Source organism: Armatimonadota bacterium, from assembly GCA_020354555.1.
Classification (GTDB): domain Bacteria; phylum Armatimonadota; class Hebobacteria.
On record CP070648.1, the window covers coordinates 4029921 to 4043603 of the forward strand.

Sequence of the window (13683 nt, forward strand, 5' to 3'; positions counted from 1 at the left end):
CCGAGCCCTGCTCCGTCATGCGCAGGGATGGCGGCATCACCGGCAACTATACGTCACAGGGGTTCTACCACATGTGCCCGGGCTGTGTGGAATGGCAGGATCACCTCGCGCACACCGTCGAACGCCTGCTTCGGGAGACGGGCGCGGACGGTGTGCGGCTGGACTCCCTCGGCTTTTACTTCCTGCCGTGCTACAACCCGGCGCACGAGCACGATACGCCATTCGGCTATAACGACTGGATGAAGCAACTGCTGTCGAAGGTGCGCCGCGCCGCAATGTCGGCGAACCCCAATGCGCTGCTGACGACCGAAGCGCCGGTGGACTGGTACGGACAATGGTTCCACGGCGCGTTGACCCAGGTCTACCCGCGCGACCTGCCCCCGATGCGTCTCGCGGTCGGCCCGTACCGGCCGTATGTCTATGCTCCTGGCGGTCCGGTCTGGGGCGCGGTCTCTGGGCTGCCGGGCGGAAGGACCTGCTGGGAAGCCGATCTCGAGGCGCTCGAAGCCAATTGGCTGTGCGCCCGCTCCCCGGTGCACGATGCCCTTGTGTGGGGCGATGTCGCGGATGAAGACCCGCGCGCATCTGACCCGAGTATCGTCACGCGGCAGTTTGAGGGGAGCGGGTATTGGGCCGTGGTCGCCGTGCGCCCGGCCTGCGCGGACCCGTTCGCCTGGCCGCAGTACACCGGCCTCTCCGATCAGCGTGGCGCCTACACGATTACGCTGCCCGGTGTCGCGGCGGACGTCGAGGACGCTATGCTGTGCGACGTCGAGACCCTCAGCTGGTCGCGCCTGCGCGTGCGTCGCCGTGGGCCTGACTTGCTGCTGAACCTGTACACCAACTTCGCGTTGATCATCCTGCGCCGTCGGGACGCCGGCGCAGTCGTCGGCTTTGACGACCCGCCTGCACTTGCGCCAGGCGACTCCGCGCAGATTCGCGTCACGGCGCTGTCGAAGGGCGCAGTCACTCGGGCGCGGATCGTCGCACCAGGGCTGCAGGTCGCTCCGCGACACGTGACGGTGCCGGGCAACGTGACGATCACCGTGCCTGCGGACGCGCTCCCTGGTATGTACGCCGTCTCCGTCACCGGCGACAGGATCCTCGGCGTGAAGCGCTTCCTCACCGTTCGGTAAGCAGCCGCATCGCTCGCTGCTCGGCCGGTCCCCCGGCGCAAACGGGAACGTCTTCCTTGCTTGTTTGCCCGAGCTTTGCCTCGAGCCAAGAGGCGAGCGACGTGCCGGCCCAGAATCTACGATGACACGTCGCTCCGCTATCGCGGCGATGCGCCGGGCGGGCGTAACCCGTATCCACACACACCGCAACCCCCGCCCCAGAAGGAGTCACCGGTGAGGATTGGCGTGATGCTGTCGTCCTTTGGGCGCGCCCTGGCTAAGGGCGACCTGTCCGTAGCGGATGCTGTCGCCTGCTGCGCGGATGCCGGCGCGCACGGTGTCGAGCCGTCCGCGCGACTCGTCGCCGACCAGGGCGCGGATGGCCTCAATCAACTGCTCGACAGTCACGGCCTGACGGTGCCGTGCTATGACGTGTTCGCGGACCTGATCCAGGACGACCCCTCAGGGCGTCGCGAAGCGATTGCCGAGCTGGTCGCTGAAGTGCGACAGGCAGCGGGCCTGGGCGCGCCGGTGGTGCTTGTCGTCCCGGGCGCATTGCGGGAAGGGATTGACCGTCCTCTCGCCATCACGCGCGCCGCCGAGAGCATCCGCTCGGTGATCCCCGCGGCGGAAAGCCTCGGTGTCGCGCTCACGGTCGAGCAGATGGGCAGTGACCAAGCGCTCTGCACGCGCGGCGAGCATATGCGCGCGGTCGTGGAGGCGGTTGACTCGCCGCGTTTCGGTTTGACGTACGATCCGGGGAATTTCTACATCACGGGCGAGGACTGCGTGAAGCCGCTGCCGGATTTGCTGCCATGGGTGCGCCACGTCCATTTCAAGGACATCAAGCTGCGGCCGGACGGCTGGGACTCTGTGCCCCTCGGAACCGGCGAGGTGCCGCTTGAGGCGGTGTATCGCATTCTCGCACAAGGCGGCTATGACGGCTGCATATCGGTCGAATACGAGGGCCCTGACGACCCGTGCGCGGCGGTCCGCGCAGGAGTCTCATACGTCAGCGAGCTGCTGAGTTGCTAGAGCGTGCCGCGCCGGACATGTCGGGTCAGGCATTCCGCGTCGCGGCGAAGGAAACGGCATGAACGAGAAACGGCGCAAAGAGGTCTTGAAACGGGGACGCCCGGCGGTCGCGTGGCCGGGGGAGCCATTGCTCGGCAGCTGTTACGGCGAAGAGGAGATCGAGGCCGTCGTGAGGGCGATCCGCGACTCGATGGATCCCACGGTCGGATTCGGCTTCATCTGCGAGGAGATCGAGGAATTCGAGAGGGCCTTCGCGGAGTACTGCGGCACGACGAATTGCGTCTCAATCAACGGCGCCGGCGGCGGACTCGACATGGCCGTGATGTGCCTAGACCTTGAACCGGGCGACGAGGTCATTTGCCCGTCAATAAACTTCCGCGCGGCGCCAATGTCCATTATCGGCGCGGGCGCGAAGCTCATTCTATGCGAGATTGATCCCCGCACGTTCAACGTGGATCCGAACGACGTGGAGAGGCGCATCACGCCGCGCACGCGTGCCATTCTGCCGACGCACATGAACGGGCTGTCGGCTCCGATGGACGACTTGCTCGAACTCGCCGAGCGTCACCCCCACCCGAAGCACGGCCCGATCAAGGTCATCGGCGACGGGGCGCGCGCTTGCGGCGGCGGCTACAAGGGAACGAAGATCGGCAAGCGGGGCTGGATGAACATCTTCAGTTTTCACACGCAGAAGCTGATGACGACGCTCGGCGAGGGCGGCGCGATAACGACGGACGACGACGGGATCATCCCGCGCCTGAAGGGGATTCGTCAGTTTGGCGGCGCGCTGGACGACGGCAGCGCCAATCCGAGGGGAGCAGGCTGGGGCTCCAACTACAAGATGACGAAGGTGCAGGCGGCCGTCGGGCTCGTCCAGCTTCCGCGCCTCGACGGACTGATCGCGCGGCGGCGTGAGGTGGCGCGGGCGCGCAGCGAGATGCTCCACGGCTGTCCGGGCCTGACCCTGCCCTATGAACCGGATGGCTACGAGCACACGTACTACCTCTATACGATTCTCGTGCCGCGCGAGTGGGCGGGCGGGAAGCGCGATCGCCTTCTGACCATGCTCGCAGACGAGTACGGTGTCAATTGCGTCGTCGCCAACCCGCCGGTTCATAGGACCGTGGCCTTCATCAAGCGGCATACGCAGGGGCAAGAGCTGCCCCTTTCCGACGAGATCGGCGCGCGGCTATTCTGTCCGCCCATGCACCCCTGTATGTCGGAGGAGGACAACGAGTTCATCTGCGCGGCGATCTGGGAAGCTGCGGCGCGGATCGAGAAGGGACCGTGAAGGAACGCGCTGTGCCGGCAAGGTCGTGCGTCCGTGGCCGCCGGCCATCGCAACGGAGGGAAACGTGGCACGCAAGAAGGTGATTCTGGTTCAGCCGATCGGGTTCCACTCTGCTGTTGAGAAGGCAGCGGACGAGCTGGCGAGCTACCTGCCGCGTCTCGCGGACGTGGAGGCGCACGTCCTGCCCGCGCTGAAGGCCGTCGCGGCGGAGCGGTCGCCACATATCGTCCTCGGCGTCTCGGACGACCTCTCCGGTATCGGGCTGGGCAAGCTTCCGAAGCCCCACGATCTCGATGATGCTCTGGCAATCATCCCCCGGGATGGCAGGCTCTACCTGACCGGCTCGAATCCGCGCAGCGTGCTGTTTGCCGCCTATCGCCTGCTGGAGGAACTCGGTGCCGTGTTTCTGCGTCCCGGTCCCGACGGCGAAGTGCTGCCGCGCAAGAAGCGTCTCGTCCTGCCGCAACGCCCCGTCCGCGAGATCGCCAGTTGCCGGCACCGCGGTCTGTGTATCGAGGGCGCGCCGCGCCTGGAGCACGTGCTGGATCTTCTCGACTGGATGGCGAAGAAGAAGATGAACGGCTTCCAGCTGCAGTTTCGTCATTCCGGGGTGTTCTGGCGCCGCGGGTACGGCGCGCTCGTCGCTGGCGCGGCTGCCCGGACAAAGCGGCTGACGGAAGATGACTGCCTCACGCTCGACGATCGGGTGATCGCGCGCGTCAAGGAACTCGGCATGCTGCTGCATCGCGTTGGCCACGGGTGGACCGCCTATGCGGTCGGCCTGCCCGGCCTCAACTGGGAGAAGACGAAGCGCAAACCGCCCAAGGGCAAACAGCAGTGGCTCGCCCAGGTCAACGGCAAGCGCGATGTGTGGGAAGGCGTTCCGCTCAACACGGAACTGTGCTACGCCGACCCCGAGGCGCGACGCGCCCTGGTCGCGGAGGTCGTCGAATACGCCAGGCGCCACCCCGAGGTGGATATCCTTCACTTCTGGCTTTCGGACGCAATGAATAACAAGTGCGAGTGCGCGAGGTGTCGGCGGAAGACGCCCAGCGACTGGTACGCCGTGCTGGTCAACGAGGTCAGCAGCAAGCTCAAAGCCGAGGGCATCTCGACGCGCGTGCTGTTCCTCGCGTACCTCGATCTGCTGCGGCCGCCGGAGCGGGAGAGGATAACCGGGGACAACGTCGCTTTCATGTTCGCGCCGATCACGCGGTGCTTCCGCCACGCTCTCGCCGACACGAGATGCGCGGAGGACTTCGATACGAGCCGGCCGGCGCTCAACCGATGCCGACTGCCGCGAACCAATCGGGGCCACGCGGACCTCGCGCGCATGTGGAAGAAGCTCGGGCTGCGCGATACGTTCCTCTTCGACTACCATCTCGGCGGCGCCGGCTTGTCAGACGGCCTGGGCAAGGACATCGGCGCGGTCATGGCGCGCGATATCAGGGATCTGGACGCACTCGGCCTGAACGGCTACGTGGGCTGCCATCACGTGCGCGTGTTCTACCCCCTCCCCTACTTGCCCAACGTGATGGCGGACATGCTGTGGAACACGCGCCAGTCCGTGCCTGCGCATCGGCGCAGGATCATGTCCGCAGCCTTCGGCAGCCACGCGCGTGAGGTCGAGGAGTTCTTCGCTGCCACGGTGCGCGCGTTCCGCGCCGGGCCCGACTACGGGCACGGCATCGTCAGCGCGGGGACTCGCGGCGCCCGGCGACGACTGTCCGACATCCTCGCGCTTGCGGAGGGCGCCCGCCGGCGATTCGCCGCCGCCGGCAAGAGGGAGAAGGACGGCGTCGTACGCCAGAGCCTTGGGCTTGCGGCGGTTCACGCGGAGCACATCGCATTCATCGCCCGCGCGCATTTGGCCGCGCTTGACCGCAACAAGCAGAGAATCGCGAAGCTCCGCGCGGATTACGAGATCAGGTTGCCCAAGATACTCCAGCAGTACGGGGCCTTCATAGACCCGATGATCGCCCACAAGGTCAGAGGCGCCTTCCGCAACGCGGAGCGCGCCGCGGGCGAACGCGAGGCGTAACGCGGAGGAGGAGCCAGACATGCCGCGCAAGAAGACGATCTCCATCCAGCCCGTTGGGTTCGAAGCGCCGATTGAGATCGCCGCTCGAGAGTTGGCGAGCTATCTCCCGCGCCTCGCCGACGTGAGCGCAAACGCGCTTCCCGCACTCCGGGCATCACCCGCGGATCCTGCCGTCGACATCGTCCTCGGCACGTCGGAGCATCTGACCGGGCTGGGCTTGCGGGGGCTTCCCCGGCCTCACGATCTGGATGACGCCCTGGCGATCATCCCGTGGGACGGACGGCTGTATCTCACCGGCTCGAATCCTCGCAGCGTGCTGTTCGCCGCCTACCGGTTGCTGGAGGAACTCGGGATTGTGTTCGTGCGCCCCGGGCCGAACGGCGAGGTGCTGCCACGCCGCAAGCGCCTGGTGCTGCCAAAGCGGCCGATTCGGGAGCAGGCGAGCTACCGCCACCGCGGGATATGCATCGAAGGGTCGCCGCGATTGGAACACGTCCTCGGCCTGCTCGACTGGATGGCGAAGAAGAAGATGAACGCCTTCCAGCTGCAGTTCCGACATTCCGGCGTGTTCTGGCGCCGTGGGTATCACCTAAGCCCGGAGATGGACGAAACGTCGCGCGCAACGCAGTTGACGGACGAGGACTGCTATGCGCTCGACGACCGCGTCATCGCGCGGGTGAAGGAACTGGGGATGATGCTTCACCGAGTCGGCCACGGATGGACCGCGTTCGTGCTCGGCCTGCCCGGCTTCGACTGGGAGAAGTCGGATCTGAGGGCGCCGCGGGAAAAGCAGTCCTGGATGGCCGACGTCAAGGGCAAGCGAGACATCTGGAGCGTGCCCATCAACACCGAGTTGTGCTACTCGAATCCGCAGGCATTCGAGGCCCTGGTCGCAGAAGTGGTGACCTACGCGGCACGGCATCCTGAAGTGGACATCCTGCACTTCTGGCTTTCGGATTCGTACAACAACAAATGCGAGTGCGCCGACTGCCGCAAGAAGTCCCCGACCGATTGGTACGTCATGCTTGTGGACGCCGTGGCGCGCCGGCTCCGCGAGGAGCGGCTGTCCACGCGGGTGCTCTTCCTCGCGTACGTGGATCTGTTGTGGCCGCCCGATGAGGCGCAGGTTACGACCGATAACGTGACCTTCATGTATGCGCCCATCACGCGCTGCTTCCGCCACGCGCTCAATGACCGGAAATGCGACGAGGCGTATGACCGCGGCCGGCCTAAGCTGAACGAGTGCGCGCTGCCCAAAACGAATCGCCCGCAGGCCGACATCGCTCGCGCGTGGAAGAAGGCGAAGCTTCCCGACACGTTTCTGTTCGACTACCACCTGATGTGGGCGGGCTGGCGCGACGGGCTCGGGCAGGACATCGGCAGAGTGATGGCGCGTGACATGAAGGACCTCGCCGCGCTGGGGCTCAACGGGTTCATGAGCTGCCAGAACACGCGCGCATTCTACCCGCTCCCCCACTGCCCGAACGCCATGGCCGACATGCTGTGGAACGAGGCGCTGCCAGAGCAGCGCCATCGGGAGAAGATCATGTCCGCGGCATTCGGCCGCCACGCACGGCAGGTCGAGGACTACTTCGCGCGGGTCAACAAGGCGTTCCGCGTGGGACCCGACTACGAGCACAAGCTGCTCGATCCCGACAGCCCCGGCGCGCTCCGGAAGTTGCATGGCCTAGCGAAGCTGGCCGAACGCGCGCAACTCCGCTTCTCGGGCCTGGTGAAGAAGGAGAAGGATCCCGTCGTGCGCGAAAGCGTTGCGTTGATCGCCGTACACGCCGAGCACATCGCGCGCATCGCGCGCGCGTACGTTGCTGCTCTGGAAGGCGACGGCGACCGGGTTGCCGCGATGCGTGCGGAGTATGAAGCGCGCCTGCCGGCGATTCTACGCGAGTTCTCGCCGTTCATTGACCCGCTTGTTGCGGGGCCGATGCAGCAGGCATTTGACATTGCGGAGCAGGCCGCCGCAGCGCCGAGGTGAGCGAGCCCCGCTCGCGCCTGCCGCTTCACGATGGACGATACCGGAGACCAGCGATGATCTGGGGCAATGCCGCATGGGTGGCGGGGCTGATGGCTGCCGCGGGGATTCTGATGGCGCTCGCGGCCAAGCCGGGGGGGTGCGCGCCGGCGAGTCCCCTGCCTCAGCCGGAGGCACTGCTCGGGCCTATGCTGGCAATAGCCTGGGAGCGCGGACCCAACCTGCCTCAGGGCTTTCAGGATAGCGACGGAGGCTTCCTCGGGACTCATCTGATCACCGTCGGCGGGTTCTGCCAGGGCGCTGACGACCAGATGAAGCCCGGGCGCTATCCGCGCGGCTTCCTGCGGAAAGCATGGGCGTTCGACACGGCGGCTGTGGCGAGGGGATGGATCGAACTCCCCGACTACCCCGCGAGCGGACGCCAGGGACTGATGGCGGCGGCTGTGGATGGTGCGCTGCATTGCTGGGGCGGCTTCAACTACACCGCGCCGTTCACGTATGCCGACGGCTACCGCTTGCGTCGGCGGAGCGGGGCCTGGGAGTGGGATGCGCTGCCGCGCTTGCCGTGGCCGCTGACCGCCGGGGGCATAGCCGCGATCGGCGCCAAGATCTACATCTTCGGCGGAGCGGACTATGCGGAGGACTTCCGCACCGACGCCGACCGGAATGGGGACAACCCGAGGTTGGGCGCGCGGCTCCTTGTGCTCGACACGGCAGACCTCAAGGCGGGCTGGAGGCGACTCAGCGACTGCCCGGGCACGCCGCGGCTCGGCCACGCGATGGCGGCGGTGGACGGTAAGCTCCACGTCATCGGCGGCCTCGCCTCAGTTCCCGGGGTCGGCTATGCCACAGTCGTGGACAATTGGCGCTACGATCCTGCAACCGACACCTGGCAGCGCATCCGCGACTTGCCGATTGCCAGCGGCAACTTCCCCGATGGCAGAATCGTCTTCGCCGACCGCTATATCGTCCTCGTCGGCGGGTACCAGTACTCGCAGGTCGCCAATCCCGATGGGACGTATCGCCCCCCGTACGGCACGCCTCACAAGTACGCCGACGAGGGTGATTACTTCAACGACGTTTTCGTATATGATACGCGGAGCGATCTCTTCGGCCGCGCCGACTTCATGCCGATCAACAACAACTGCCCCTTCGTGGTCGCGCGCGACGAAGAGATCTACATCATCGGCGGCGAGGCCGACGCCCGCGAGATGGACGGTGAGTACTACGGCCATCATCCCGATCTTTTCCTGCGCGGCAAGATCGCAACGATTCACGGCAAGGAACGCACGACACCACAGTGAGACTTAGACTATCCGCTCTATCGCATGCAGTTGCCGTCGTGTTTGGCGCCTACGGCGTGGGCCTCTTCCTGCTCGGCCCATCCCTGACTTCCATCGCGGCCACCTACGATGTCGCCCTGAAGGTCGTCGGCCTGACTTTCGGCGCGTTCTCGCTCGGCTTCCTCCCCGGCGTGTTCCTCGGAGGATACCTGTACGAGCAGGTGTCAAGAAAATGGACCGTCGCGGCGGGGTCGGCGCTCACCGGGTGCGGCTTCCTGTTGTTCGCATGGGCGCCCGCTGTGGGACCGCATCCCGTGTTTGCATTGGCTCTGGCGGCCGTGGCGGTGCTTGGCGTCGGCGGAGCGCTGCTCGAGGTCGCGGGGAACGCCATCATGGCCGACCTGAATCCCGACCGGCCTGCCCTAGCCGTCAACTACGTTCACGCGCTTCTCGCCATCGGCGCGGTGGTCGGGCCCTGGATGGCCGGCGCGTTCATGGAAGCCGGCGTATCGTGGCAAGTACCCTACGCCATCGCTGCGGGGTGCACGCTTGCCGCGCTCATCGTGCTCGCGGCACAGCGCGAGCCGCCTGTGCAGGCCACGACCAGGATGAGCACGGCGGACATGCGCGCGCTGCTCGGGCGTGGTGTGGTGTGGGTCGCTTTCGCGGGCGTCGTCCTCTACGTGGCTGCGGAAACGGGCGTCATCGGCTGGGTGCCGGCCTTCATGGAGACCGATCTACACGCTTCGAAATCCGTCGCGAGCAACGCGATTTCCGTATTCTGGATCGCGATGACCGTGGGTCGGCTGATCTGCACGTGGGGCGCGTCGTTGTTCCGGCCGCAGACCTTCGTGCTCATCTTGTCGGCCCTCGGTGCGGCCGCGGCCCTGGGCATTCCCGCGTGCCGCAGCGCCGGGGCGGTATACGCTCTCGTCGCGCTGTCGGGGCTTGTGTTCTCCGCGATATTCGCGATGGTGCTGGCCCATGCCGCGGCGGAACTGGGGCGCTATCTCGGCGCGGCGTACGGTCTGATTATCTCCGGCATCGCCGCAGGCTCTTTTCTGTTTCCGCCCGCCATGGGCTGGATCGCCGACGCCACGAGCATGCGCGTCGCGCTGCTCGTACCCGGTGCCTTGCTCGTCGTGCAGGCGCTGGTGTATTTGCCGTACGTTTTCAGACGGACATCCTCGAAGCCCGCGGTTTGACTACAGATTCAACTCGAATCGGAGTGGACTGCATGCGCGAGCGACGCTATGACGTTGACTGGCTCAGAGTGCTGGCGATGGTGGTCGTCTTCTATTACCACAGCGCCCGGTTCTTCGATGACGCAGGCTGGCACCTGAAGAACGTTGCGCTGAGCTTCCCGGTGACCGTCTTCTGCAGGTTTGCCGACGCGTGGATGATGCCGCTGTTCCTGCTCCTCTCCGGATTCGCGGCTTGGTTTGCGCTTGGTTTTCGAACGACCGGCCAATACGCAGTCGAACGGCTCAAGCGGCTGTTCGTCCCGTTCGTTTTCGGCACACTTGTCATCATCCCGCCGCAGGTCTATCTGGAGCGCATCGACAAATCGCAGTTCCACGGTTCCTACTGGCAGTTTTACCCGCGCTTCTTCGAGGGCGTGTACCCCGATGGGAACTTGAGTTGGCACCACCTCTGGTTCCTGATCTATCTCTTCGTGTTCTCATTGCTCGCGCTGCCGTTGCTTGCGTATCTGCGGCGACCGGCGGGTCAGCGACTCGTCTCGCGTCTCGCCTCTTTTGCGCTGAAACCCGGCGGGTTGTTTGTCTTCGCCTTGCCGTTTATCCCTATCGAGGTGGCTTTGCGACCGCTCTACCCTGGCCTGCAGACCCTTATCAGCGACTGGGCAAACTTCCTGTCGTACCTCATCCTGTTCGTCTACGGTTATCTCATCGCGGCGGATGCGCGCATGGGGCAAGCCGTTGACAGGCATTGGAAAGGCGCCTTGCTCGCAGGCCTATGCGCGACCGGCGCGATCGCGTTCATCCTCATTCGCTATGACCCACAGCGCGGATACTCGCTCGGTTATTCACTCACGAGCGTCCTGCGCGTCTTCAACACGTGGTTCTGGCTCATCGCTATCCTTGGCGCGGGACGGCGCTACCTGACGTTCAGCAACGGCTTCCTGCGCTACGCGAACGAAGCCGTGCTGCCGTTCTACGTCCTGCATCAGACGGTGATCATCATCATCGGCTTCTATGTGATCCGGTGGCACGCCGGCGTCGCCGTGAAGTACCTGGTCATCACCACGGCCGCATTCATCGTCACCCTGGCGCTGTACGACGTTGTCGTCAGACGCACAAACGTAACCCGCTTCCTGTTCGGGATGCGGCCGAGGAGGAAGGTAAGCTCGCCCGCCGTGGGGTAGTCTTTCCTGGCTTCGGCGGATGCCGGTGGCGCTTCATGCGGATGCTTCGCCCAGCGCATGAGGCGGATCGCAAGAAGGCGCCGCACGCGCCCGCAGTGCAAAAGGAATCGCATCGCCATGACCCTATCCCTGCCGTTCGTGATTCTCGCAGCGATGGCCGTGATGCTCGCCGCGGCGCAAGGCTCCTGCGCGTCGGACCGGCTGTTTCCGACGGACCTGCGGAGCAGGGAATGGAGTCGTTTCAGGGCGGACGGCTTCACCAATCCCGCCTGTGGCGTGGTGTACAGTCTGGGCGACACCGTCACCAACGGCATGGCTCTCGGCGGCGTTGACACCGGCTGCATTGACCTCGAAACAAGCGGACTGCTCGGCTACTGCACGATCTTCAACACGCACGTGCCACGGCGCGGACCGATCAACCTGCCGATCCTCGGGATGAGCGTGGGCGGTGAGACGTGGGTACTCTGCGACCCTACCCAGGCCAAGCAGGGCGCGGGGGAATACCAGGTGCGCGCGCCGGCGGAGGTCACCGCCGCGGGCCCGACCGAGCTTCGTTTGAACGGCGTGCACACGCCCAAGGAGATCCATTACTGGGGGCACTACCCCGTCGTTGACGTGGAATTCGACACCGACGCGCCGCTGAGTGTCGGGCTGCGGGCGTGGGCGCCGTTCCTGCCGGGCGCTGTCGTTGACTCAATGATTCCGGGCATCGTTTTCGAGGTGCACATTCGCAACACCAGCCACACGCGGCAGCGAGGCACGATCGCGTTCTCCTTCCCCGGCCCTACCGAGCACGAGGCGGGCACCAATCGGTTCGAACGCAAGGAGATCAAGCGGCTGTTTCACGGCGTGGCGGTGAACGGCCGGCTTGCGTCCTACGCCCTGGGAGTGATCGGGCGCGAGAATTTTCGTACCGGCGGTGAGCTTGGCGCGGATGGCAGCGCCTGGGCACGTATAGCAGACGCCCTGCCGCCGACGCCTGACTCCCATTCCGGCGCCTCGACAGCGGTGGACTTCTCGTTGCCGGCTGGCAAGAACAAAGTGATTCGCTTTGTCCTGACGTGGTGCGCTCCGACATGGAACGGTGTGGGGTACAACGGCGCGACGTCGGTGCCCGAGGGGTACACCGGGGAGCCGCAGACGTTTGCCCACATGTACGCGAAGCACTACCCGAGCGCAGAGCGCACGGCGCGGCTCATTGCGCGGAATCACGAGTCGCTGCTCCGCCGCATCCTCGCGTGGCAAGAAGTGATTTACACTGACGAGGAGCTGCCGATATGGCTGAGGGACTCGCTCGTCAACGTGCTGTACATGATCACCGAGGACGGCCACTGGGCGCAAGCCGAGCCGCCGATACCGGATTGGGTCCGCGACGAGGACGGCCTGTTCGGGATGAACGAGTGCCCGCGCGGCTGCCCACAGATCGAGTGCATCCCGTGCAGCTTCTACGGCAGCCTGCCGATCGCGTACTTCTTCCCGGAGTTGGAGCTTTCGACGCTGCGCGGCTACAAGGGCTACCAGTATGAGGACGGCGCGCCGCCGTGGGTCTTTGGCGGCTGCACCGGTCGCACCCCATACATTGATTTCGCGTCCCCGACGCGAGGGTATCAGTGGGCGACGAACGGGATTTCCCTGGCGGCGCTCGTGGATCGTTTCCTGATGTGCCACGACAGTGCGGACAAGCGATTTCTGCGCGAGTTCTTCCCGATGCTCAGGAAGAACATGGCCTACACCGTGAATCTCCGCACGACGGCGGAGTACACGGTCGGCGAGCGCATTATCGCAATGCCCGACGGCAACGAAGGCACGGAGTGGTTCGAGGCGCCGGAGCCGGGGTGGGCGGGCATGACCGCGCACGTCGGCGGGCTTCACCTGGCGCAACTGCGAATCGTGGAGCGCATGGCGCAGGAAGTCGGCGACGCCGAGTTTGTGCAGCAGTGCGCGGACTGGATCGCCGCCGCGCAGGAGGCCATGGAGAACCGGCTGTGGACCGGCTCGTATTATCTCAACTATCTCGAGCCGGAAACCGGGCGCAGGTCGGATCTCGTTTTCGGCTACCAGCTCGACGGCGAATGGGTGACGGACCACCACGGCCTACCCGGCACGGTGGGCAAGGCCCGGGTAAGGACCGTGCTGGACACGATCAAGCGCTGCAACGTGGCCGTGACCAAGTACGGCGCGGTCAACTACGCCAACGCCGACGGCACTCCCGCCGAGGTGAAGGGCTACGGCACGTACAGCTACTTCCCGCCGGAGGCGCTGATGCTGGCCATGACGTACATCTACAACGGCGAGCGCGACTTCGGTCTGGAGCTGGCACGCAAGGTGTGGCACAACCTGGTCTGCCTCCAAGGGTACACGTGGGATATGCCCAACATCATGCGCGGCGATGTGGACACGGGCGAGCGGACCTTTGGTAACGACTACTACCAAGACATGATTCTCTGGTCGCTGCCCGCGGCGATGGAGGGCAAGGACTTCGGCGCCCCAACGAAACCTGGCGGCCTGGTAAACCGCGTGATACGAGCAGCGCGAGGTGAAC

At 65.5% G+C, this 13683-nt stretch carries 9 protein-coding genes; all 9 read left to right on the forward strand.

The window, feature by feature from the left end; genetic code table 11:
- On the forward strand, window positions 1–1136 hold a 1136-nt coding region (locus JSV65_16520), incomplete at its 5' end, for a hypothetical protein (protein ID UCH34123.1).
- A gap of 213 nt (window positions 1137–1349) precedes the next feature.
- Window positions 1350–2150 (forward strand): sugar phosphate isomerase/epimerase, encoded by an 801-nt coding sequence (locus tag JSV65_16525; protein UCH34124.1) that lies wholly within the window; start codon window positions 1350–1352, stop codon window positions 2148–2150.
- 58 nt (window positions 2151–2208) lie between these two features.
- Window positions 2209–3441: a DegT/DnrJ/EryC1/StrS family aminotransferase gene (locus tag JSV65_16530; protein ID UCH34125.1), complete on the forward strand. Its 1233-nt coding sequence runs from the start codon at window positions 2209–2211 to the stop codon at window positions 3439–3441.
- A gap of 64 nt (window positions 3442–3505) precedes the next feature.
- Window positions 3506–5482, forward strand: a complete 1977-nt coding sequence (locus JSV65_16535; protein ID UCH34126.1) for a DUF4838 domain-containing protein — start codon at window positions 3506–3508, stop codon at window positions 5480–5482.
- A 19-nt stretch (window positions 5483–5501) separates the two neighbouring features.
- Window positions 5502–7475, forward strand: coding sequence for a DUF4838 domain-containing protein (locus tag JSV65_16540; protein ID UCH34127.1), 1974 nt, complete (start codon window positions 5502–5504; stop codon window positions 7473–7475).
- A 53-nt stretch (window positions 7476–7528) separates the two neighbouring features.
- Window positions 7529–8776, forward strand: coding sequence for a hypothetical protein (locus JSV65_16545; GenBank protein UCH34128.1), 1248 nt, complete (start codon window positions 7529–7531; stop codon window positions 8774–8776).
- Window positions 8773–9960, forward strand: a complete 1188-nt coding sequence (locus tag JSV65_16550) for an MFS transporter (protein ID UCH34129.1) — start codon at window positions 8773–8775, stop codon at window positions 9958–9960. The genes JSV65_16545 and JSV65_16550 overlap by 4 nt, the downstream gene beginning before the upstream one ends.
- A 32-nt stretch (window positions 9961–9992) precedes the next feature.
- The gene (locus JSV65_16555; GenBank protein ID UCH34130.1) at window positions 9993–11141 is read left to right on the forward strand and encodes an acyltransferase family protein; all 1149 of its coding nucleotides are present in this window, start codon (window positions 9993–9995) and stop codon (window positions 11139–11141) included.
- 117 nt (window positions 11142–11258) lie between these two features.
- A partial coding sequence (locus tag JSV65_16560; protein ID UCH34131.1) for a hypothetical protein occupies window positions 11259–13683 on the forward strand: 2425 nt, incomplete at its 3' end.

Bases quoted from the DNA above. Each gene is read 5' to 3' on its own strand.
- JSV65_16555 (UCH34130.1), top strand. From the start codon at position 9,993: ATGCGCGAGCGACGCTATGACGTTGACTGGCTCAGAGTGCTGGCGATG.
- JSV65_16530 (UCH34125.1), top strand. From the start codon at position 2,209: ATGAACGAGAAACGGCGCAAAGAGGTCTTGAAACGGGGACGCCCGGCG.
- JSV65_16540 (UCH34127.1), top strand. From the start codon at position 5,502: ATGCCGCGCAAGAAGACGATCTCCATCCAGCCCGTTGGGTTCGAAGCG.
- JSV65_16545 (UCH34128.1), top strand. From the start codon at position 7,529: ATGATCTGGGGCAATGCCGCATGGGTGGCGGGGCTGATGGCTGCCGCG.